The sequence below is a fragment of the Nocardia sp. NPDC052112 genome, from assembly GCF_040680135.1.
GTDB lineage: Bacteria > Actinomycetota > Actinomycetes > Mycobacteriales > Mycobacteriaceae > Nocardia.
Genome location: NZ_JBFAWD010000012.1, coordinates 207,260 through 229,507, shown reverse-complemented (window position 1 = coordinate 229,507; position 22,248 = coordinate 207,260). Strand labels below are relative to the sequence as shown.

The following is a 22,248-nucleotide window of genomic DNA, read 5'->3' as shown; positions in this document are numbered from 1 at the left end:
ACCATGGCCGTGTGCGATGCCGACCGCGCGCTGACGCGATCCGCGCACGACATCGAACGGCCGGTAGCCTCGGATGGCGTGAAGGATCAGCAGCTGGTGGATGAGCAGAGCAACGGGAGTGCTCCGCGGTCCAACGGGTGGCAGCCCAGCCAGGTACCCATTGTCGCGCCCGCGCCGCTGGCACCTGATCTGCGCTCGGCCGACGGCCGAGATCGGCCCAGCCGCAACGATTCCCTGACCGCGCAGCTGAGCACGGTCATCGGCGGCCCGGTCGGTGATCATGCGCTCATCGGCCGGGTCCGGTTCTGGACGCCGATGCGGGTACTGCTCGCCTTCGCGCTGGTCTTCCTCGCGTTCGGCTGGGCGAGCAAGGCGCCGTGCATCCAGCAGACGACGGCATCCGACGGTTCACTCACCCTCGACTGGAACAACGGCCGCCAGTACATCGCCATGTGCTACTCGGATACGGTCCCGCTCTACGGCGCGGAGCGTCTGAACGAGGGCGCCTTCCCGTACAAGAAGGAATGGACCGAGCAGACCCCGGATGGCGGCCGGGAGACCAGGTACATGGAGTATCCGGTGCTGTCCGGGCTCTATCAGTACGCGGCAATGCAGGTCGCCAAGACCTGGGATGCCTCCCCGCTGCCCGGTGCGCTGCAGGTGGTCATCTACTTCGATGTCGTCGCGGTGGGTCTGGCCTTCGCCTGGCTGGTCACGGTGTGGGGCTCGGCGCAACTGGCGGGGCGGCGGATCTGGGATGCCGCGCTGGTCGCCTGTTCGCCGCTGGTGATCGTGCACGCGTTCACCAACTTCGACGCGCTCGCAACGGCTTTCGCCGCCACCGGCCTGCTCGCCTGGGCCCGCCGACGGCCGTTGCTCGCGGGTCTGCTGCTCGGCCTCGGCGGTGCGGCCAAGCTCTACCCGCTACTGCTACTCGGACCGATCGTGGTGTTGTGCCTGCGCGCCGACCCACTCCAGCGGGTGCCCAGCGCACGGCTCGGACTCCGGTTGAGCGATATCGATGGCTTGCGCGCCGCGGTGACGTGGCTGCGCGAAACCCCGTATCGCATGCAATTTCTCAGCGCCCGGCCGCTCGGCGCGGCCGCCTTGACCGTCGTGGCGGCGGCGGGCACCTGGCTGATGGTGAATCTGCCGATCGCACTGCTGTATCCCGATGGCTGGCGGGAGTTCTTCCGGCTCAACACCACGCGGCATGCCGACCCGGATTCCATCTACAACGTCATCACTTCGTTCACCGGCTGGCCCGGATTCGACGGCGAGATCGGGCACGCCGAACAACCGACCATCCTGAATCTGGTGTCGCTGCTGGTATTCGTGGCTGCCTGTGCGGCGATCGCCTATATCGCGCTCACCGCCCCACGCCGGCCGCGCCTGGCCCAGCTGTGCTTTCTGGTCGTCGCCGCGTTCCTGATCACCAATAAGGTGTGGAGCCCGCAATATTCGCTGTGGCTGGTGCCGTTGGCCGTACTCGCGCTGCCACATCGCCGAATTCTGTTGGCGTGGATGACCATCGACGCACTGGTCTGGGTGCCACGGATGTTCTACTACCTCGGCCTGGACCGCAAGGGTCTGCCGGAGCAATGGTTCACCGGCACCGTACTGCTGCGCGATATCGCGGTACTCGCGCTGTGCGCCTTGATCATTCGGCAGATCTACCGGCCGGAAGAGGATCTGGTCCGGCGTGACTTCGTCGACGATCCGATCGGCGGCATCGTCGATCGCGCACCGGACCCGCTGCTGCCCTGGCTGCCGGAGGCGCTGCGGCCCAGGGCCAGCCCCGGCCGCTAGCGACTGCTCGCCTCAGGTCGCTCGAAAGGGGCAGCGGCTAGCTGGTGCGCAGGTAGCGCGCCTGCCTGGCCGGTTCCCGTGGCAGCAGGTCCAGATCCAGTTGCCAGGCGCTGCCGGTCCACGGATCGAACAGCGGGGTGCCGTCCACCGTCGGCAGATGACGGCACGACTGTGACAGCATTGCCACCGTGCCGTCACTGGACTCGGATTCGTCGGTGCCGACGATCACCGTGGACAGCCCGATCAGATCACCGCGCACCAGCAGTGTCGCGATGCGCTGAGCGTCCGCGGACTGGTACCCGTGCGGGAAGTCGGCGGCGAGCAGTACCCGATGCTCGGTCGGCGGTGTGAAATTCCCACTGGAATAAGCCAATTCGGCTAGGTCCGCGGCCTCGACCAAGGTCTGCAGCCGCGCCGAGATGTCGCCGAAATCGGTAATCGGCGGACCGTTCAGCACCGGGGTCAGCGGACCGACGAGTTGGCTGAAGGCACCGGTCAGATCGATCATGTCGACCAGCGTGCGCCGTCCGGGATCGGCCGCGAGCAGCCGCGCGAGCACCGCGCCGACGACCGGGGTCGCCGCGGCCGAGGATTCGGTATCGATCCAGAGCGGGCGGGTCAACGGCACCGGCACACAGTACGGAATGCGCAGTGGCCCGCGTTCGTCCGCGTAGAGTTCGCCGAGTCGAATGCCGTCGCTCGGTGTCGGCGACGCATCCCAGGCGGGCGAATCCCAGGACGCCAGTGACGGCGGCAGTTGCCGATCGGCGTCGGCTAGCTCGCGGATGAGTGCTTCGCTGTCGCGCAAATGGTTGCCCTCGGCAACGGCGATCAGATCGTCGCAGCGACGCTGCGCGGCCTGCCTGGCCTCCTCGGCGGCCGGGGTGTTCCTGGTCGCCGGATCCGAAACCGCCGCGGAGAGTTCCTGATCCAGCCGCTGCATGGCGTAATCACGCGCGGAGATGAGCGCGGCGGCCGAGCGCGCGGCATCCTCGAAGATCATCCACAAGCGCTCGAGTCCGTGCGCGACCTCGAGCGGCGCCGGACCGGCAGCTCGGGAGTCGCCGAGGCCGCCGATGGTGTCCTGCCGCGCCGTGCCGACCGGGTCGGCTTCCCGCAGGTCGACCGCGCTGTGTTGTCCGGACTGCGCCGGTTCGTCGACCTCGACACCGTGCGCGGTGAGCAGCACGGCCAGCCCACCCGCATAGCCCTGGCCGACGGCACGCAACTTCCAGTCGGTGCCGCGCCGATACACCTCCAGGCAGATCAGCGCGGTCTCTCCCGCCGACGGATTGATCGCGAATTCGGCTGTGGCGACATCGTTCACGGCCAGTGCGGCGGTGACCGCACCGAGGCCACCGGACTGCGCGGGCGCGGCCGGATCGGCGCTCACCACCAGCAGCACCGCCTTGGCGTCGGCGCGCACCTCGGCGAGCCGGATGGTGACGCCATCCTCGGACAGCGTCACCCCCGCGGTCTCGGTCTGGTTGTAGAACACGAAATCGCCGGTATCGAAAACCCGCAGGCTCTCCGAAACCACGAGCGCCGAAACATCCAGGGCAGCCCCGGCTTTCGCGCTGAATTGAACGATATCGCCGGTCAGCACCATATTCTGACCGGCCTTCAGCTGAATCACGTTGTCCGCCCCGTTGTTTCGTGCACTACATGTTTTCGAGCGACCTGCGAGCAGTCGCTACGTTAGCTCAATTGCCCAGGAACCGGCCCAGCTGCGGCACCGCCTCACCGGGATGTTTGGCCTGGAAGCCTTCACCGAGCGCCTGCAACTTCCAATCGTTGCCGACCCGGAACACCTTGGCCATCGCCATCGCGGTGAACGGCATACCACCGGCGAGGGTGTACCTGGCCAGCTCGGCATTGTTGGAGCCATCGACCAAGCGGCAGAACGCATTCTGGACCTGTTCGAAGGTGTGGCCCTTATAGGACGTCACGATGAACACCAGCGTGCTGACATGCGCCGGGATCCGGGTCAGATCGACCAGGATCACCTCGTCGTCGCCCTCACCCTCACCGGTGAGATTGTCACCCTGGTGCCGGATCGAACCGTCCTTGGAGGTCAGCTGGCCGTAATAGGCGACATCCACCACGTTCATATCGGCGAACATCACCACCGACCCGTCGAGATCGATATCGACGGTCCGGTTGCCGAACATGCCGCGGCTGCGCACCGGATCCCAGCCGAGACCCATCTTCACGAAGGTCAGGGAGGTGCCGCCCTCTTTTCGCAGGGTGACCCGCTGGCCCTTGACCAGGCTGACCGGACGATCCTTGCTCAGGCTGACCTCGCTGGGCGGCTGCTGCTGCGCGGCGGGCTGGGCGGGCGGCGGATAACCCTGGCCCGGTCCGGGCTGGCCGGGTGCGGGCGGCGGGTAACCACCGGGCGCGGGCGGGGGCGGGTAGCCCTGGCCGGGCGGCGGGTAGCCGGGTGCGCCCTGCGGGGCCTGCTGTGTCGGTGGATACTGCGGCTGCTGCTGCGTCGGGTACGCGGGCTGAGCCGGCGGCGGGTAGCCCGGTCCGGGCTGAGCGGGCTGGTAGGCCGGTGGCGGCGGGACCTGCGTCGCGGCCGGAGACTCGTCGACGGTGACACCATGATCGGTGACCAGCGCCGCGAAACCACCCGCATAGCCCTGGCCGACCGCGCGCACCTTCCACTCGCTCTGCCGCCGGTACAGCTCGAGCGCGATCACGATCGACTCGGTGTTCAAACCGTCGATGCGGTACTCGTACAACTGATTACCCGCTGAATCGGCAACGATCGCCGTCGGCGCGGGAAAGCGGCCGAAATTGCTGGTCGCATCGTCCAGGGTGATCACCGCGCGGATCTGCGCGATATCCGCGGGCACCGCATTCAGCGATACCGCCAGCGACGCGGGCTGCCCGCCCGGCGCGGGCTGCAGATTCACCCCGGGGCCATTGGGCTGATTGAAGAAGACGAAGTCCGCATCGGAACGGACCTTCCCCGACTCGGTGACCAGTAGCGCGGACAGATCCGCCGGTGCGGTCAGTTGAACGGAGATCACCACGTCATTGGCGGCCAGCGGGCCATTCTGACCCTTGGCGAGTGTTGCGGACAAGTTCGACCCTTCGCTTGTCGGTGCGTACGGTGCCACTCTACGAGAAACGTGCCGAAGACGATCCGAAGCAACCGCCGCCACGGCCCATCCGGCTGCTCCAAGATCGGTTAGGGTGGCGAAACGCGGTCGGAATGGCGGGCGATATACCCGTGTTCCCCTACGAGACAGCAGGCAAACCCCCTATGGCGCAACTGTTCGAGCAGTCGAAAAAGGTGATCGAGGCACACCTCGCCGGATCGAGTATTCGTGCGATTTCCGGCTCGATGGTCGCCTACGAAGGAAATGTGCAGTTCAAGTCGGCCGGATTCGGCGGCGGCGACGGCGTACTCGCCGGGCTCAAGCGGCGTGCCACCGGCGAGAAGCTGTCGTTGATGGAATGCAGCGGCAACGGCCGGGTGTTCTTCGCGGTCAATGGTCAGCATGTGACCGTGGTGAATCTGAACAACGAAACGCTGCAGGTCGAATCGCAGCAGCTGCTGTGTTTCGCCGGAAACCTGCGCACCGATGTACGTTTCGCCGGTCTGCGCGGTGCGTCATCGGGTGCCGGTCTGTTCACCACCACGGTGACCGGACAGGGCCAGGTCGCACTGCTCTCGGCGGGTGGGCCGCTGATCCACCTGGAGGTTTCGCCACAGTATCCGCTGATCGTGGATCCGGATGCCTTCGTGGCCTGCCGGGGCAATCTCAATCAATCGTTCGTGACCGATGTTTCGTGGCGCAGCTTCGTCGGCCAGGATGCCGGGGAGGCGTTCTCGCTGCGCTTCGACGGTCAGGGCCTGGTGTTGATCCAGCCGGCGGAACGATAAGGGAGCCAGCGATGTTCGAGAAGGTCAATGGCAAGGTCGTCAAGGTCGATGTCGGGATGGCGGGCGGCGTGGTCGCGCGCAATGGCGCGATGTTGTTCTACACCGGCGATATTTCCTTCGCGCCGCACCAGATTCCGGGGGCTGCTCCCGGTATGGGCGGTGGCGGCATCATGCGGATGGCGGGTCGGATGATGGCCGGCGAGCACGAGCGCACCATGCTCGCCACCGGCAATGGCCAGGTGCACTACGGATTCGCCGGGCTGGAAGTCCATGTGGTGCAGATGCAGCCGGGCGCGGTGCTGCGGGTCGAGGCCTCGCGGCTGCTGGCCAATACCGCCGCGTTGCAGAGTTCGATTGTGTCCGTGATGAGTTCGGGCGGCGGCGGTGGCGGCGGCGGTCTGATGGGTGCGTTGCGCGGTGCCGCGAGTGGTGCACTGACCGGCCAGGGCATGTTCACCACGCAACTGTCCGGGCAGGGCGCCGCGGTGCTGCTCGCACATGGCGGATTCCTGGAACTCCCCGTAGGCGGGCCGAATCCGATCGTGGTGGATCCGCAGGCCTTCGTCGCCGCCTACGGCAATGTGCAGACCGAGTTGAAAACGGCGCTGAGCTGGCGCGATGCGGTCGGGCGCGGCTCCGGCGAGGCCATGCAATTGCATTGCGTCGGACAGGGTGTCGTGTATGTGCAGGCCTCCGAAGAGAAGTTGTGACCCATGACCGATATTTTGAATCCGCTGAATCTCGGTGAGAGCGACAACATTCCGGGCAACAGCTACGCCTACTGCATCGACCTGAACAAGCCGTGGTTCATGCGCAAGGGCGCGATGATCGCCTACTACGGCGATATGCGGTTCCAGATGCTCACCCACGGATTACAGGGCGGGCTGCTGCATATGGTCTCGCAGCAGTTCTCCGCACCGCTGTTCACCGGCGACTATGTGATCGCCGAGGGCCACGGCAAGCTGATCATCGGCGACCGCGGTTACGACATCAATTCCTATGACCTCGAGGACAATGGCAACCTCACCATTCGCGCCGCCAATCTGCTCGCCTTCGAGCCGGGGCTGTCGCTGAATCAGTCCATCGTCCCCGGATTTCTCACCCTCATCGGCACCGGCAAGTTCCTGGCCTCCTCCAACGGCCCGGTCATGTTCGCCGAACCGCCGCTGCGCGTCGATCCGGAATCCCTGGTCGGCTGGGCGGATTGCCCGTCCCCCAGCCACCACTACGACCAACGTTGGATCACCGGCTTCCTGGCCGCCGGTGCGGCGCGCTTCGGGGTGAATTCCGGTGAGGAGCGCCAGTTCGACTTCACCGGTGCCGGAACGGTTCTCATTCAATCCAGCGAGAAGATCCTCAGCGATTCCGCGCTGGTCCGCACCATCGAGGGACAACTGCAGAGCGGTATGACCGTCGGCGGCCTGCAGCGGTTGCAGGGCGTGATTGCCCAGCAATTGGGCGCTCAGCAGAGCGCGTACTGAACCGGATGACCTGAGGATCAGCCCTCGGCGGACTCGGCACGCCCGGACGGGCGAATAGCTTTCCAACAGCAGACATCGTGTTGGGAGCCGCCATGAGCATGGACTCGTGATCGCGATCGTCGCGCTGGTGGTGCAGCGGTTATGCGACGCGGATATCACGACTTCGACGCCAGCCCCAAACGCTCCGCGAAGGCCGACATTTCCTCGAGCTGCACGGCCTGGTCGGTGGCGGTGGCGCCGACAATGATCCGGGTCACGCCCTGTGCGGCGAATCCGTCGACCCGATCCTGCGGCATATCGATCGATCCCCACCGGGTGTATTCCAGCGCGGCCGGATCTCGGCCTGCCGCAACAGCGGTGGATCTCGCGAGGTCCCACTGATCCGCACGTTCGGCGGGCATCAGCATCCCGCCTGGGAAATACCCGTCGCCACGTCGTCCCACCCGCCGCGCCGCGGCCCGACTCGATCCGCCGATATGGATCGGCAACTGGTCTCCCCCATGGGGTTTCGGGTATACGCACAGGTTGTCGAACGAAAAGAATTCACCGTGGTAATCGACACCATCCGCACCGCCGGCCCACAGCAGGCGCAGTACATCGATCGCCTCATCGGTCCGACGGCCACGGGACGCGAAGTCCACCCCCACCGCGGCGGCCTCACCCGGCAAGGTGCCGATTCCCACAGTCAGCAGCCGCATTCGGCCCTTGGACAGCAGGTCGATGGTCGCGAGCCGCTTGGCCAGCACCACCGGATGCCGATACGGCAGCAAGAGCACGCCGGTGCCCAACAGGATCCGCTCCGTGGCCGCGGCGACAAAGCTCAGGCAGTCGAGCGGATCGGGAAACGGCAGTGTCGGTGGCATTTCGTACGCTCCGATCACCGCACCCGGATAGAGCGCAAGATGATCCGGCAGGTAGATCGACTCGAAACCGCACGCCTCGGCATGTTGCGCAAACGCCATCAGCCGGTCCGGATCTGTACCGTAATACGGTGTGCTGTAATTGATTCCGAATTTCATAGCGACACCGCCGCAGCATCGAGCTGGTCGCGCAGCTGCGCTCGCACCGCATGCAACCGATCGATGGCGGCCTCGACTTCGTCGAGTTTGCGTTGCAATGTCGCCACCGAATCCGGGCAGACATCCCCGGAGGTATTTCCGGCGCGGATGCAGGCGACGAACGGGCGGATATCGTCGAGATCGAAGCCGACGTCGAGCAGCGTCCGGATCTTGTGGACGACACGCAGCTCCGACTCGTCATAGACGCGATACCCGTTGGTCGAGCGCCGCGCCCGCACCAAGCCGTGCTCCTCGTAATAGCGCAGCGTCCTGGTACTCGTTCCGACACGCTCGGCCAGCTCACCGATCAGCATTCGACCTCCTTCACGACCGTCAGGGCAACGCTAGACCTTGTCGCCGGTGTCAAGGCAAGGGTCGGCTACGCGGCTTCCGGGGCGGCCCCGAGCCGAGATCCCCAGGCCGAGTCAGCAGCCGAACCCGGTAAGCAGGTCGCGCAGAAGACTGGGTTGAACCGCGCCATCCTCGGCAAGGGCTGGCGCGAGTTCGAACTGGCCGTCAAAAACGTTGCCCGGCAGACGGGTTGCCGGATCGTGGAGGTACCCGCCGCATACACCTCCCAACGCTGCTCGGCATGCCGCACTGTGGACCCGGAAAGCCGTGAGAGCCAAGCGGTTTACCGGTGCACCACCTGCGGGCACACCGAGAACGCGGACGTGAACGCGGCAAAGAACATTCTGGCCGCCGGGCTGGCGGTCACAGCCTGTGGAGACTTCGCTGTCGGGCGGCCTGTGAAGCAGGAACCCCAACCCTTACCGGGTGGAATCCCCCGGCTTTAGCCGCGGGGAGGAAGTCAAGAACCAGTTGATGATCTCCTCACCCGCGAGAATTCCGGAGGCGCGAGTAATGGTGAGGTTGGGGTGGGTCCAATTGAGTTGTTCGAGTTCGCCGTGGCGTGGGCGGATGGCGGAGTCGGCGGTACGCAGCATTTCGGCGTCGAGAGCACCGTCACCTGCGGCAAGAGTCCGCGCCGCGGCGGCGAGTTCGCCGTTTTCGATCAGGCGGCGGCGAACCTCGCGCACCGCACGACTCTTGCAGACGACCAGGGGCATCGTGTAGATCTTGCGCCCCTGCTGGGAGACCGACCAGCCGCGCGGGCGGCACCAGGCATCCCATTCGGCGAGGAAGCCGTCGGGTACTTCCTTCGGCTTCACCACCAAGTAGGTGAACAAATGATCGGCGACCCGGAATTTGGTGACCCAGGAATCGTCGATGCGCGCCCGCAGTTCGGTATTCACCTCCGACAGCGTCGCGCCACCTGCGCGCACCTGCGCGTCGATATCGATGCGCCAGCGCATGTCCGGCACGCCGTCGACCAGGATATTGCCGCCATTGCTGGTAATCGCGTAGCGCCAGGGGGCGCCGGGCAATTGGATACGTTCGAACTGCTTGATGGTCCGGGTGGTGGTGGGGATGACGGCGGCAGGTTCGGTCAGGGTCTGCATGCGCAGGGCAGCGGTGGTCGTCATGAATGACAGCGGCGCGCCCTCGAGATGCTCCACACAGACCGTCGGCACGTCGGTGGCGGCGTGGAAAGCGTTGCGCGAGTAGATCATTGTCCGGTCCAGGTCGGTAGCGATCAGTGCGTGTCTTCGTAGTTTTCGCAAATGCATTACTGCTGTACGTCCTTGATCAGTCCCATACACGAAAAGGCCAGGTCGGGTACGACCTCGACCGGAACGCCGCGGGCCGCGGCGAGCAGACGGATATGCGCGTGTTCCGGTGCGTCCGCCGCGCGCACCAGCACCCGCCACGGCAGCCGTCGCAGCAACACCCGAGTCGTCTCGCCGACACCGGGTTTCACGAAATTCACGCTGGCGATGCCGTATTTCGCGCGCACCTTGTCGACCGAGGCCCAGCCGCTCCAGGTCGGTGTCCGGTCCTCGGCGCGCACGGCGGCCAGTTCGGCGGGTACACGATCCCGGATCGCGTCGAAGGCTGCGGTCACGGTGTCGAGCAGGCGACCGGAGACATCGTCGGCGGCCAGCTCACGATAGAACTTCGCGCCGTGGAAATCGCCAGGACCGATCAGCGTGTCGTTGAGTACGGTGCGCGAAATCAGTCCGGAGACCGTCGAATTCAGGCAGGCGGAGGCGATCAGGAAATCGTCCCGGGTGCCGTAGGTGCGCACGCAGTGTCCCGGGTCGGCGAGCACGGCGAGCTCGTCATTGAACCGGGCACCGCCCGCGGCATGAAAGGCGTCCAGCGCTTCGGTGAGTTCGCGCGTGATGGCCCCTTTGCCGGTCCAGCCGTCGACGAACACCACCGAGGCCGGATCATGGTGCCGGGCGAGATAGTCCAATGCGACCGCGTCGATGCCGCGATCACGCACGATGGATACCGCATAATGCGGTACGTCCAGACTCACCGCGCGCGAGCGCAACCACCGTCGCATGAGAATTCCGATCGGCGTACCCGCCCGCGCCAGCGAGACCAGCACGATATCGGTACCGCGCTCGGCGACAACGAGTTCCGATACCGTCGCCACGGCGAGTGCGAGCCGCTCGGCACTCTCGGCCAGCACCTCGTCGAACAGCGAGCGGTATTGCGCATCGGGCTGATATTCGATCGGCAGCGATTCCGCGTAATGCGCGGCACCGGATTGGATCCGGCTTTCCCGCTCGGCCACATCGGCCTCGAGGTCGACCTCGGACAGATCCTTGAGCAGCCAAATCACCTCCTCGGCCGCATACGATCCGAATGCCGGGCCGTGCAGCGGAGCGGGCAGTTCCAAGGCCGACCGCGCAGAGATATTCGAGTCCGGCACAGCGTTCGACCTCATAACACGCTCGGTTCGGCGGAGGGCAGGGCATCGGTCCGTTCCGCATGCAAGAGCCGCGGATCCGCACCCGGCAGCACTGCCAGGACGACATCGTCCCCGGATGCGGTCAGCACATCGATCAGACCGCCCTCGGCCAGCAATTCATCTGTGTCGGCGGGTGTATCGACGACGACGACCAGAACCGGGTCGACTTCTGCAGAGCGCACGGCGGCGGCCCTGGTCAAGCCGCGATCATCCACGACCCCCTCGCCCGTGCGAGCGCGATCGCCCAACACCGCGCCCTCAGCAAACGCCGCGCCCTCGTCGAGAACCGGCACCTCGTCCTCGCCCAGCGCCACCGGGCCGTCGCCCAACGCCGCGCCCTCACCCAACACCGCGCCCTCACCCAACACCGCGCCCTCACTCAACGCCGCGGCCTCACTCAACGCCGCGCCCTCACTCAACGCCGCGCCCTCACCCAACACCGCGCCCTCACCCAACACCGCGCCCTCACCCAACACCGCGCCCTCACCCAACACCGCGCCCTCAGCCAACGCCGCGCCCTCGTCGAGAACCGGCACCTCGTCCTCGCCCAGCGCCACCGGGCCGTCGCCCGATGCCGCACCAGTGTCGAGCTCGACAAGTTCTGATAGCGCATCCTCGATCCAGTGCGCGTTGTACAGATACCGCGGCTGCGCCTCACCGGGTTCGGGTGCAAGGAACCTGAATCCGCGCCGTAATGGATAACCCGGTTCATCGAGCACATACGCGGGCGACCGGGTGGTCGTCTGAAATCGTGTCGCTATCCCGGCATCGGCGAGCTCGACCGCCAACCGCAACGGCAGATACATCAACTCCTCATGCCCGAGCACAATCGCGGGCCGACCAGCGAAATCATCGGCGAGCCGAACCCGCAACGCCTCCGCGGCCCTCGCGAGAGCCGCCTCGAAGGCATCGGTATCGGACCGCAGCATCCCGTGCCGACCGCCCTCGGGAACCGAGGCGGGCCACGGCAGCTCGATCCGATCGAACGAACCACGCTGCGCCGCAGTGGGATTCAGCTCGGGATCCGGCATCGACGACACCGTCTCGACCAGATCCTCGGGCAGTAAGGTATGCCCGGACGCCAGGCACACCGTGTCGATCCGCGCCCCCAGTTCCTCGGCCGCCGTCTCGAACCGCGCCCGATCGGCCTCGGTGCGCATATCCACCAGCGACGCAAGCACATAATGCGAACGCGGCGAAAACTCGTGCAATGCCCGAACCGCATCGATCGCCGTGGCACCGGTGGAGATCTCGTCGTCGACGAGCACCAGCGGCAGATCGTTGACGAAGATATCCGCGGGCGCAGGCTGCAGCAGATGCGAGGTGGCGTGCGAATGCCCCTCCTCGAAACCGGTCAAGGTGGTCGCATCGGGCACCTCGCGGCGGGTCGAATGCAGATAGCATCCGGCACCGATCCGCGCCGCCACACAGTGCCCCAAACCCGTTGCCGTCTCGGCGAATCCGAGCACCACGGCCTCGCGGTCGTCCAGCACCTCACGCACCAGATCGCCCAGTCGATTGCCCGCGCCGAGGACCACCCGCGGATCCGTCGGCAGATGTTTCCCGAGCACGGTCGAAACCAGCAGGTGCGCACGACGCGGATTGCGCCGCAACCCCGGCTGAATCAATGTGTCGATGGCCAATTCGGCGGGCAGCACATCGACCGATCCGCCACCATGCGACCGCTCGTGCCGCAACTCGATACCCAAATTCGTTGTCGCCCAGGGATCAATTCTCATACGGTCACCAACGCCGTCAACAGATCCACAAACGAAACACCTTTGTTCGCGACGCCGAAAACCCTGGCCCGTAGCAGCGTCTGCCGTGCCCAACTGCGATGCGGCCGCATCTCGTTCATCTTGTTCCGATATCCGGACGCCGCCACCCCGCCGACATCGACCTGCAGGATATCCAGCGCATCCGAATACTCCTCGTGCGTCACCACCGACAGCGCATGCACGGCCGCGACATGCGACGGATGGATGACGGTCTTGCCCTGGATCCCATTGGCCCGGTCCAGCGTGATCTCACGGAGCAGACCGTCCAGATCGCGACTGACCAAATAGCGTCGGAACGGCACCGCATCGGACTCCTCGAACGGCGCGGTCCGCAGCAGCGGCCGGAACATCCGCTCGTGGTCGGCGAAGTATTCCCAGACCGGTCCGGTGATCACGAAACCCGTGCCATCTGATCGCCCCAGGTAGTTCACGATATCGGCGATGACATCGGCGACCACCCGCACGTCGTAGATAGTCAGATCCCGGTCCCGTCGAATGCCGAAGGTCGAGCACATATCCGTCGCACCGATGCGCACCGCGAGTACCCGCTCCCGATGCTCGGCCAATAGCGCCGCGATCTGGGCCAGCTCCTGATCCCGGGTCTGGCGATGCACCAGTGCGGGCGATTCGAGGACGGGCATGCCGTACACCGGCCTGCTCAACCGCTCGGCGGCCGCCTCGAGCGCGGCGAGATATTTCGGACCGCTCGCACTGTCGAATTTCGGAAAGACGAAGCCGGTCAGTGCCGCCGCCCCCGGGCCGAGTTGCTCGACGATTTCGGTCACGGTATCCGCATCACGGACCCGGACGAACAGCAAAGGATTCGGATCCTCGCTGCCGGCAAGCAGATTCAGCGTCGCGACGGTCTGTCGCTTGGCTGATTCCACTTCATGGTCGGCGACCGCATCCTCGAGATCGATGACCATCGAACACACGCCGCGCGCGGCCCGCTTACTTATCGTCAGGGCAAGGTCATGGCGGGTCGCGGGCGCATACAGCGTGGCGCCGAGCGCGATCGCCAGAATTTCCCGGTCGGCCTCATCGCCGAACGGTTCCGGTTGTCGGTGGAACAGGTGCCGCGCCTCCGGGCCGTGCAACTGGCGAAAATGGCGCAACGGCAATTGCTTTCGCAGGGAAACCTGTTGCTGGACGACGATGCCCGCGGTCATCGCTTCGCTGTCCTCATCCCTAATGGCGGTGGCCGCATAACCCCTGGCCTCATTCTCGTCGTGGTCCTGCTTGTTTTCTCATTCGATCCACTACCCCGGCTACGAACTCCGCGACGGTATCCAATTCGGCCACATAGGCCCAGTAGTCGGGGTGCCGCCCTGACAGGCTTTCGGTAATTCGATCGATCCGGTCCACCTGTGCATCGAGCACAGATCCCCATTCGCCGACGAGCCCGCGGCTCACCGCGAGCATTTGCGCGTCCCGTAGCCGAAATCGTACGGCCTTGGCCTTCTCTTGCGGATTCTCACGGACCTCGCGCAGCAATGTCAGCCGTTTGGTGACGGCGTCGATCGAATGTTCGGCCTCGGTGAGGTATCCGCGTGCGGATGTGGTCAGATCAAGCGCAGACTCCGGATTGTTTTCGGCCGCCGCCGCCCGCGCCCGCACCAGGGCGGCATCCGCGGCATCGATGGCCCGTTGACTTTCCTGCCCATTGTTAGCCAGATCCGCCGAACTCGCAGCATTGAACTCGCGGAGCAACTCGGAGTAGGCCGGTGCCAGCCGTTCGCCACGGGTGCGCACCGCGGCCAATCTGGTGGCCACCGAGGTGATCGCATTGGCCGCCGCCGCGGTCCGAGATGGCGCCTGCGCCAATGCTTCCGCCAGCATCTTCGTTGCCGATTCCAGGCGGTTGGCGGCCTCGCGGATACTCGCGGCAGGCACCTCGGCGCCGAGCGCCTCCAGTGTGAGCAGCGACTCATCCACCGACGTCGCGTGCTGGCGGACCGACGGGTAGCCAGCGTATTCGGATTCGGCGGCCTGCCTGCGCACACCCGCCGCCGCGATCTTCACTTGCTGCGCGAATTGCGGCACCGTGCCGAGCACCGCGACGGCATTCTCGAGCTGGGACTGATTACCGCGATAGAACTCGTCGACCGCACGGGCCGCGTCGGTGAGTTGCCGCACCAGGGTGTCCACCCGCGCCTGCCCCTGCGGCAACTGCGTGCCGTCGCGTTCGGCGGTATCCAATTCCTCGGTGAATGTCAGATATGCGCCCGCGGCGTCATAGCACCTGCTGCGCACCGGCTCCCAATTCGCGCCCATCCCTCGCTCCGGGAACACCTGTTCACTGGCATGCACCGCCGCCTCGGCCGCGCTCTGCCGCCGATCCATATCCAGGAACGCGGCCGCCAGCGTCGACCGGGCCTGTGCAATCCATTCATTGTTCCCGGACGAACGGAACCATCCACGCCTGCGGCCTGTCACGCCCCGATGTTATGCGCTGTACTCGCCTCGGCTCGGCCGAGCGGACGAGATGTTCCAGTCCACCGGGGGATACACCAGTTCCTACGCAAGATTGCCGAAACCTACTACTGTCGTAGGGCGTACCCGGCGATTCGGACAGTGCTGGGAAACACAGACGTCTATTGAAAGGGAACCCCGCATGGGTGTCAGTTTGTCCAAGGGCGGCAATGTCTCGTTGACGAAGGCGGCGCCGAACCTTACCGCTGTCTCCGTCGGGCTCGGGTGGGATATTCGTACGACCACCGGCACCGACTTCGATCTGGATGCCAGTGCGATCGCGACCGGGGCGGACAAGAAGGTCGTGTCCGACAAGCACTTCATCTTCTTCAACAACCTCAAGTCGCCCGAGGGCAGCATCGAGCACCTCGGCGACAACCTGACCGGTGAGGGCGAGGGCGACGACGAGGTGATCAAGGTCGACCTCGCCAACACCCCGCCGACCATCGAGAGCATCTTCTTCCCCGTCTCGATCTACGACGCGGACACCCGGCAGCAGTCCTTCGGCCAGGTGCGCAACGCCTACATCCGCGTTGTCGACCAGGCCAACGGCTCCGAGCTGGCCCGCTACGACCTGTCGGAGGACGCCTCGACCGAGACCGCCATGGTCTTCGGCGAGCTGTACCGCAACGGCGCCGAGTGGAAGTTCCGCGCCATCGGGCAGGGCTACGCCTCGGGTCTGGCAGGTATCGCCCGTGACTACGGGGTGAACGTCTAAGACGCACCGGCTCGGTAGCGACTGCTTGCCGGTCGCGCGAAAGGGCTAGTAGAGGGGGCTCGGCGACGGGCCCCCTCTGCGCATGTCCGCGGAACGATTCGCCACGCCGCTCCGTTGGACAATCGACGGTTCCGCGACCACGCTGGAACCATCATCGCGACCGCGGGTTGGTACGGCCCTCGGGTTACATCGGCAAAGGCGCGCTCGGACAGACATTCGACCGCCGCACGGAAAGGGTCTCCGCGTGGTCTTGCGCATATTCGGCATGTCCATAGTTGTCACGGTGATATCGCTCATCGTGGCGTTCCTGTACGGCGGGCCGACCGCGCTGGCGTTGGCCGCCATCCTCGGCATTCTCGAGGTCTCGTTGTCATTCGACAATGCGGTTATCAACGCCACCGTGCTCGAGCGCATGAACGAGTTCTGGCAGCGGATCTTCCTCACCATCGGTGTGATCATCGCCGTATTCGGTATGCGGTTGGTCTTTCCGTTGGCGATCGTGTGGATCACCGCGGGCCTGAACCCGGTGAAGGCGTTCGATCTGGCGCTGAACCCGCCCGAAGGCGACGCCCTGGTCTTCCCGGACGGCAGCCCCAGCTACGAGAAGCTGCTCACCGACGCGCATCCGCAGATCGCCGCGTTCGGCGGCATGTTCCTGCTGCTGCTGTTCCTGAACTTCATCTTCGAGGAACGCGAAATCACCTGGCTGTCCTGGCTGGAGAAGCCCTTGGCCCAGCTCGGCAAGCTGGACATGCTCTCGGTGGTCGTCGCGAGCGTCGGCCTGGTGCTCACCGCGGAATTCATCGCGGGCGACGAAGAGCGCGCCACTGTCCTGGTCGCCGGTCTGCTCGGCATGATCACCTATATCGTGGTCGACGGCCTCGGTTCGATGTTCCATACCGAGGAGTTCGAGGAATCCGCGGATGGCGGTCCGTCCCAGCTGGTCAAGGCCGCTGGCAAGGCGGCGTTCTTCCTGTTCCTGTACCTCGAGGTGCTGGACGCGTCGTTCTCCTTCGACGGTGTCATCGGCGCCTTCGCCATTACCTCCGACCCCATCATCATCGCGCTCGGCCTCGGTCTGATCGGCGCCATGTTCGTCCGTTCGATCACTGTGTACCTGGTGCGCAAGGGCACACTGTCGGAGTACGTGTACCTGGAGCACGGCGCGCACTGGGCGATCGGCGCGCTGGCAGTCATCCTGTTCATCTCGATCGGCGTGCACATCAACGAGATCGTCACCGGCCTCGTCGGCGTGGCGTTCATCGGCGCCGCGTTCATGACCAGCATCATCCGGAATCGGCGCGATGATGTCGACGAAGTGGAGAGCACGCGAGAGGTAACCCCGGTAGCCTGAATTCCGGCGGTAGCCGAAGAACTCGAGCGGCAGCGGCGTACCGGCCGCTGCCGCTTCTCTTTTCTCGAGGGGGAATGGCGACGTCGAACGAAACTCTGGGCGTGCAGCTCGCCAAGGTGACCCTGTCGAAGGCCACGCCGAGCAAACCCGGTGGTCAGCAGGGCACCATGCGGGTCAACCTGAACTGGTCCAGTGGCCCGAAGGGCTTCTGCTACCGCACCAAGATCTGGACCTGGGCTGCCTATACGAATTGTCGAGCGGTGCCAAGGGTGTAGTGCAGGCCATCGGCAATTATTTCGGCGGTAATTCAGCGCACGGGCACCGGCTGCCGCTGCTCGACCACCCGCCTCGGGCGGCGCGATGCGAACACCATGCCGAGCAGCCCGACGCCGAGTCCGGCGGCGGCGAGCAGCCGTAGCGGCTGATCGATGAACAGCCAGGCCAGCACGGCCGTGACCGCGGGAGTCGCGAAGAACAAGCGCCCGACTCGCGTTGCCTCCCAACGCTTCAGCATCGCGTTCAGCAGCAGGAATGCGACCATCGAATTGACCAATACCATCCAGGTGAGCGACGTGGCGAATCGCGTCACATCCCAGATATGCAATTGGCCGGTGCCCCAGGCCAATACGCCAGCGACCGGCGCGCTGACTGCCATGTGAACGGTGGTGGCGGCGCGCGAATCGACCTGCGGGACAAAGCGTTTCTGGTAGATCGTGCCGACGCTGAGGCCGAGCAGGCCGACCACGCACAGCAGCAGACCGACCAGTGACATGCTCGATTGGTCGAGTACGGCCAAACCGACGCCGATGCCACCGACGCCGAAGCCGAACCACTGACGCGCCGTGACGGTTTCGCCGATGAATCCGGCCAGCAAGGCAATGACGACCGGATTCAGTCCCTGCACCAGGGCGATGATGGCGGCCGAAACATGCAGGCTCATCGCGGTATAGAACGCACCGAACTGCACGATCTGCATCAACAGACCCGCGATCACGACATGTTTGAGCTGACCCGCACTCGGCCAGCTCGCGTGCATCACGGTGGCGTATATCGCGAGCAGGACCGCGGCGAGGCCGAAGCGCGCGAACAGCACCATCATCGGCGGGGCGGCGCCGACACCGACTACCCCGGCGATGAAGGCACTGCTCCACAGCACGACGAACAGAGGTTGCATACCCGCCGCGAGGGATGGCTTGCCGGTCGCGCGGAACAGCGGGTCCAAGAGCTGCGTCGGCACGTGCCCTCCTCGATCGACCATGACAGGCCAGATAACCACCTAAGACGGTTACTACCGTCGCATTCCGGCCCGTAACCTGTCAAGGCGGTTATTATGAGAGAGTGTTCGCCTTCGTCAGCGGTAATCTCGCCCTGGACTTCGCAGGCACGGTCAAGGCCCGTGCCACGACGTTCGACGATTTGCTCACCTCGCCGGCGGATCTCGACGAGTGGCTGGTCGCCGCCGACCTCCTCGATGCCGCACCGCCCTGCGATGCGGCGCTACTCGACCGGGCCGTGCGTCTGCGCGAAGCGAGCTACCGACTCGCATTGGCGGTGGTTCGCGACGAGCCATTCGCCGATGCGGACCGCGAGATCGTCAACGAGCTCGCCGGTGGCGAACTCCCCGGGCTCACTTTGCGATCCGATGCGACGATCGCCCGTCACGGTGGTCCGGACGCCGCACTCGCCGCGATTGCCCGTTCCGCCATCGAAATGCTCGGTCGGCCGGAGCGGGAGCTGATCAAGGAATGTGGGCGCGACGAGTGCACTCGCCTGTATCTCGATACGTCACGGGGGAAGTCGCGCCGCTGGTGCGATATGACCATCTGCGGCAACCGCGCCAAGAGCGCCGCCTTCCGCGCCAGACACACCGACTGACCCCGGCCGGCGTCAGGGAAGGAATTCGGTACTAGGCCACGGGGACGAGGCTGCCGGGTTCGAACCGCGGTATCGGCGGCGGTTCGGGTCGGGTTCCGCGCGGCAGCACGCGCACGAACAGGAAGAAGAACACCACGAGCAGGGCGGCACGTCCCCAGACGCCGAATTGCACGATGTTCTCCATCGAATCCACCGAGTTGCCGGATCCGATCGAATAGAAATACCGGAATACACCGATCCCGATCGCCGCATCGGCGATCAGATACCCGCCGATCACCGCCCACGGCACCTCGAGCAAAACCAGGAACGGCACCAACCACAGCGTGTACTGCGGCGAATGCACCTTGTGGAACAGCAGGAATCCGCACAGCATCGCGCCACTGACCCCGATCCACGGGAAAGTGCCGGTCATCGTGAATCGCTTCCAGCCCAACCACATTGCCAGCGCGAAGGAGGTCAGCACCAGCGTCGGCGAGGCGATCGAGACCACATGCTGAAATACGTTCTCGCCGTCGGTATCCTGACCGAACAGCTGTCGAAGCCCCCAGTACCAAATGGAATTGGTGGTGATATCGGCCTGGCGCAATTGCTGGAAGGTGATCGATGCGCGCCAGCCGTCGTAACCGGCAACGGCGAATGGCAGATTCACCACGACCACCGTGCCGACGGCCGCGGCGGCGGTCAGCAACGCACCGCGCACATCGAATCGGGTCGGCGTCGGATCGTCGATATCGCGCTGACCGCCGGTGAGCACATAGGCCAGCAGCGGCAGCACGAAGATGCCCGGATACAGCTTGAGGCAGAAACCGATACCGAGCAGCACAGCGGCCAGAATTCCCCTGGTACGCAACGAATACCTGGTCAGCGCGGTCACCACATACACCGCCGCGACCGCCGTGCAGACCACGGGCAGCTCCCAGTTGTGGAATGCGTAGAGCACCAGCGGCGGCCCCGCCGCCCACAGCAGCGCCGCCCGCCCCGCCAACCGGACCAGCAACCAGGCGGTCAACAGTGCGAACGGCGCCAACAGCAAGGCCGAATGCAGCAGGAATTCCGCGTCGTTATCGGCGCCGACCGCGCCGAGCCACATCAACACGCCGCTGAGCACGGGATATTCGACTGCGCCGCCGGTCAGCATGCCGTCGTCGGTAATGCCACCGTCGACATACGGAAAGACGTGCTGATCGATATCGCGCCCGAGCCACAGGAATTGGATATCGGAATAACAGACGTCCGAATCCTTGATCACATCGAAGACCGCACTGCGACCGTTCTCGGCGAACGGCGCGCCGGCGCATCGCGCCTTGTTCGCATACGCGAGCGCCAGCGTGAGCCCGCACAGCAACACCACCACCGCAGCCAGCACTGTGGTGCGCTGCGCGCGGCCCGCGATCGTGTCGCTGGCGGCCAGTCGGGTCGGCATGCCGACCAGACTAGGTGGCTGCGGCAGACCGCGCCCGCGGCTCCCCCGCCTCCCCGAGCCTTTTACCGGTCGTCAGTGCCACGACAGCCGCGTCGCGGGCCGGCGGTCGGCCGTTGGGTCGAATGCAGTACGTACCCGGCGAGTTACCCGTGTACGTACGAAATCAGCGGTTGCCAAGGAAATCGTGGGGGAGCTTGCGCTGCTCAACGGGGCGTTCATGTAGCCTTGTCGGGTTGCTGACGCAACGACCCTCCTGCCACGGACCGTCCGTGGCCGTTTCCTAGTCCACAGGAGGTGATTGGTCCGTGCGTCATTACGAAGTGATGGTCATCCTCGATCCGAGCCTGGACGAGCGCACTGTTGGTCCGTCGCTGGACAACATGTTGAGCGTCGTCAAGACCGATGGCGGCAAGGTCGACAAGGTCGACATCTGGGGCCGCCGCCGGCTCGCCTACGAGATCGCCAAGCATGCCGAGGGCATCTACGCGGTGGTCGATCTGACCGCCGAGCCCGCCACCGTGAGCGAGCTCGACCGCCAGCTGGGTCTCAATGAGTCGGTGCTGCGCACCAAGGTTCTGCGCCACGGCAAGTGACCCTCGATTGCGTCGGTGCCTGTCTCTAGGCTCTAGGGACGGCAGGTCGGCGAAGCCGACGGGGTGGGTAAACACAGCGCAACAGGTGCACTGCGGACTGCATACCGAGCAGGAGGAACCACATGGCAGGCGACACGGTCATCACCGTCATCGGAAACTTGACGGCCGATCCCGAACTTCGATTCACGCCCGCGGGCGCTGCGGTGGCGAATTTCACCGTCGCATCGACTCCCCGCGTGTTCGACCGTAATTCGAACGAATGGAAAGACGGCGAAGCGCTTTTCCTGCGCTGCAACATCTGGCGTGAAGCTGCGGAGAATGTCGCCGAAAGCCTGACCCGAGGCGCCCGCGTGATCGTGAGCGGACGACTGAAGCAGCGCTCCTACGAAACCCGCGAGGGTGAGAAGCGCACAGTCGTCGAGCTCGAGGTCGACGAGGTCGGACCCTCGCTGCGCTACGCCACCGCGAAGGTCGCCAAGGCCAGCCGCGGCGGCGGGGGTGGCGGCGGCTTCGGTTCCGGTGGCGGCGGTGGCAACTTCGCTCCTGCCGGTGGTGGCGGCGGCAGCCGTTCCGGCGCCGACGACGACCCGTGGGGCAGCGCACCCGCGGCGGGCTCCTTCGGGGGCGGCCGCGTAGACGACGAACCGCCGTTCTGAGAACGGCTTACATCGGCCTGAATGTTTTTGGGCCATCACTTATTACGGAGTAACCATGCCTAAAGCGCCCGCGCGCGAAAAGGTGCTGAAGAAGAAGGCTTGCACCTTCTGCAAGGAAGCCAAGTCCGGCACCGTCAATATCGACTACAAGGACACCGCCCTGCTGCGGAAGTACGTCAGTGATCGCGGCAAGATCCGCGCTCGCCGGGTCACCGGCAACTGCGTGCAGCACCAGCGCGACGTCGCCGTTGCCGTGAAGAACTCGCGTGAGGTGGCCCTGCTGCCCTACGTGTCGACGGCTCGCTGAGA

The 22,248-nt window shown here is 65.4% G+C and carries 22 protein-coding genes and 1 pseudogene; 12 read left to right on the top strand and 11 right to left on the bottom strand.

Annotated elements, in window-relative coordinates:
• The first annotated feature begins 78 nt into the window (after positions 1-78).
• The gene (locus AB0L58_RS24310; protein WP_364389914.1) at positions 79-1,809 is read left to right on the top strand and encodes a glycosyltransferase 87 family protein; all 1,731 of its coding nucleotides are present in this window, start codon (positions 79-81) and stop codon (positions 1,807-1,809) included.
• A gap of 37 nt (positions 1,810-1,846) precedes the next feature.
• On the opposite strand, the gene AB0L58_RS24305 is transcribed toward AB0L58_RS24310, so the two are convergent.
• Entirely contained in the window at positions 1,847-3,445 is a 1,599-nt protein-coding gene (locus tag AB0L58_RS24305) for a TerD family protein (RefSeq protein WP_364389886.1), read from the bottom strand.
• A 67-nt stretch (positions 3,446-3,512) separates the two neighbouring features.
• Positions 3,513-4,901: a TerD family protein gene (locus AB0L58_RS24300; protein WP_364389884.1), complete on the bottom strand. Its 1,389-nt coding sequence runs from the start codon at positions 4,899-4,901 to the stop codon at positions 3,513-3,515.
• Between the two features lie 182 nt (positions 4,902-5,083).
• Here AB0L58_RS24300 and AB0L58_RS24295 point away from each other — a divergent pair, with 182 nt between their 5' ends.
• The 3 genes from AB0L58_RS24295 to AB0L58_RS24285 are packed head-to-tail and all read left to right on the top strand — an operon-like array spanning position 5,084 to position 7,188.
• Entirely contained in the window at positions 5,084-5,707 is a 624-nt protein-coding gene (locus AB0L58_RS24295) for an AIM24 family protein (protein WP_364389883.1), read from the top strand.
• A gap of 11 nt (positions 5,708-5,718) precedes the next feature.
• Positions 5,719-6,417 carry an AIM24 family protein gene (locus AB0L58_RS24290; RefSeq protein ID WP_364389882.1) on the top strand — a complete coding sequence of 233 codons (699 nt, stop codon included), beginning with the start codon at positions 5,719-5,721 and terminating at the stop codon, positions 6,415-6,417.
• A gap of 3 nt (positions 6,418-6,420) precedes the next feature.
• Positions 6,421-7,188, top strand: coding sequence for an AIM24 family protein (locus AB0L58_RS24285; protein WP_364389881.1), 768 nt, complete (start codon positions 6,421-6,423; stop codon positions 7,186-7,188).
• A 155-nt stretch (positions 7,189-7,343) separates the two neighbouring features.
• Here AB0L58_RS24285 and AB0L58_RS24280 read toward each other — a convergent pair whose 3' ends face one another.
• Both AB0L58_RS24280 and AB0L58_RS24275 read right to left on the bottom strand, forming a co-directional pair.
• Entirely contained in the window at positions 7,344-8,207 is an 864-nt protein-coding gene (locus tag AB0L58_RS24280) for an LLM class F420-dependent oxidoreductase (protein ID WP_364389880.1), read from the bottom strand.
• Positions 8,204-8,560 (bottom strand): MerR family transcriptional regulator, encoded by a 357-nt coding sequence (locus tag AB0L58_RS24275; RefSeq protein ID WP_364389879.1) that lies wholly within the window; start codon positions 8,558-8,560, stop codon positions 8,204-8,206. Before AB0L58_RS24275 ends, AB0L58_RS24280 begins: the two co-directional genes overlap by 4 nt.
• On the opposite strand from AB0L58_RS24275, the gene AB0L58_RS24270 reads away from it, so the two are divergent.
• A complete protein-coding gene (locus AB0L58_RS24270) occupies positions 8,492-9,043 on the top strand; it encodes a transposase (RefSeq protein WP_364389878.1) in 552 nt (183 codons plus the stop codon). The genes AB0L58_RS24275 and AB0L58_RS24270 overlap by 69 nt on opposite strands.
• Here AB0L58_RS24270 and AB0L58_RS24265 read toward each other — a convergent pair.
• Genes AB0L58_RS24265 through AB0L58_RS24245 form a run of 5 tightly spaced genes read right to left on the bottom strand, consistent with a single transcriptional unit; the run spans position 9,017 to position 15,284 of the window.
• Positions 9,017-9,820, bottom strand: a complete 804-nt coding sequence (locus AB0L58_RS24265; protein ID WP_364389877.1) for an HAD family hydrolase — start codon at positions 9,818-9,820, stop codon at positions 9,017-9,019. The genes AB0L58_RS24270 and AB0L58_RS24265 overlap by 27 nt on opposite strands.
• 56 nt (positions 9,821-9,876) lie before the next feature.
• On the bottom strand, positions 9,877-10,992 hold the full coding sequence (locus AB0L58_RS24260) for a cysteine protease StiP family protein (RefSeq protein WP_364389913.1): 1,116 nt from the start codon (positions 10,990-10,992) through the stop codon (positions 9,877-9,879).
• A gap of 50 nt (positions 10,993-11,042) precedes the next feature.
• The gene (locus AB0L58_RS24255) at positions 11,043-12,809 is read right to left on the bottom strand and encodes a phosphoribosyltransferase domain-containing protein (RefSeq protein ID WP_364389876.1); all 1,767 of its coding nucleotides are present in this window, start codon (positions 12,807-12,809) and stop codon (positions 11,043-11,045) included.
• Positions 12,806-14,017: an HpcH/HpaI aldolase/citrate lyase family protein gene (locus AB0L58_RS24250; RefSeq protein WP_364389875.1), complete on the bottom strand. Its 1,212-nt coding sequence runs from the start codon at positions 14,015-14,017 to the stop codon at positions 12,806-12,808. The genes AB0L58_RS24255 and AB0L58_RS24250 overlap by 4 nt, the downstream gene beginning before the upstream one ends.
• Positions 14,018-14,066: 49 nt before the next feature.
• Complete coding sequence (locus AB0L58_RS24245) at positions 14,067-15,284, bottom strand: hypothetical protein (RefSeq protein ID WP_364389874.1); 1,218 nt, start codon at positions 15,282-15,284, stop codon at positions 14,067-14,069.
• Positions 15,285-15,462: 178 nt separating this feature from the next.
• Here AB0L58_RS24245 and AB0L58_RS24240 point away from each other — a divergent pair, with 178 nt between their 5' ends.
• The 3 genes and pseudogenes from AB0L58_RS24240 to AB0L58_RS24230 all read left to right on the top strand — a co-directional run.
• Positions 15,463-16,038: a TerD family protein gene (locus AB0L58_RS24240; RefSeq protein WP_364389873.1), complete on the top strand. Its 576-nt coding sequence runs from the start codon at positions 15,463-15,465 to the stop codon at positions 16,036-16,038.
• A 244-nt stretch (positions 16,039-16,282) separates the two neighbouring features.
• Entirely contained in the window at positions 16,283-17,392 is a 1,110-nt protein-coding gene (locus tag AB0L58_RS24235; RefSeq protein WP_364389871.1) for a DUF475 domain-containing protein, read from the top strand.
• Between the two features lie 74 nt (positions 17,393-17,466).
• Positions 17,467-17,693: pseudogene (locus AB0L58_RS24230) on the top strand (Tellurium resistance); the annotation flags it as partial.
• 6 nt (positions 17,694-17,699) lie between these two features.
• Here AB0L58_RS24230 and AB0L58_RS24225 read toward each other — a convergent pair.
• Positions 17,700-18,629 (bottom strand): DMT family transporter, encoded by a 930-nt coding sequence (locus AB0L58_RS24225; RefSeq protein WP_364389870.1) that lies wholly within the window; start codon positions 18,627-18,629, stop codon positions 17,700-17,702.
• A 101-nt stretch (positions 18,630-18,730) separates the two neighbouring features.
• Between AB0L58_RS24225 and AB0L58_RS24220 the strand changes: the two genes are divergently transcribed.
• A complete protein-coding gene (locus AB0L58_RS24220) occupies positions 18,731-19,267 on the top strand; it encodes a CGNR zinc finger domain-containing protein (RefSeq protein ID WP_364389869.1) in 537 nt (178 codons plus the stop codon).
• Positions 19,268-19,298: 31 nt separating this feature from the next.
• Here AB0L58_RS24220 and AB0L58_RS24215 read toward each other — a convergent pair whose 3' ends face one another.
• The gene (locus tag AB0L58_RS24215; RefSeq protein ID WP_364389868.1) at positions 19,299-20,690 is read right to left on the bottom strand and encodes a hypothetical protein; all 1,392 of its coding nucleotides are present in this window, start codon (positions 20,688-20,690) and stop codon (positions 19,299-19,301) included.
• Positions 20,691-20,995: 305 nt separating this feature from the next.
• Here AB0L58_RS24215 and rpsF point away from each other — a divergent pair, with 305 nt between their 5' ends.
• From rpsF to rpsR, 3 genes are all read left to right on the top strand, one after another.
• A complete protein-coding gene (gene rpsF / locus AB0L58_RS24210; protein ID WP_364389867.1) occupies positions 20,996-21,283 on the top strand; it encodes a 30S ribosomal protein S6 in 288 nt (95 codons plus the stop codon).
• Positions 21,284-21,405: 122 nt separating this feature from the next.
• Positions 21,406-21,939 (top strand): single-stranded DNA-binding protein, encoded by a 534-nt coding sequence (locus tag AB0L58_RS24205; protein WP_364389866.1) that lies wholly within the window; start codon positions 21,406-21,408, stop codon positions 21,937-21,939.
• Between the two features lie 55 nt (positions 21,940-21,994).
• On the top strand, positions 21,995-22,246 hold the full coding sequence (rpsR, locus tag AB0L58_RS24200) for a 30S ribosomal protein S18 (RefSeq protein ID WP_040697505.1): 252 nt from the start codon (positions 21,995-21,997) through the stop codon (positions 22,244-22,246).
• The last annotated feature ends 2 nt before the right edge of the window (positions 22,247-22,248 follow it).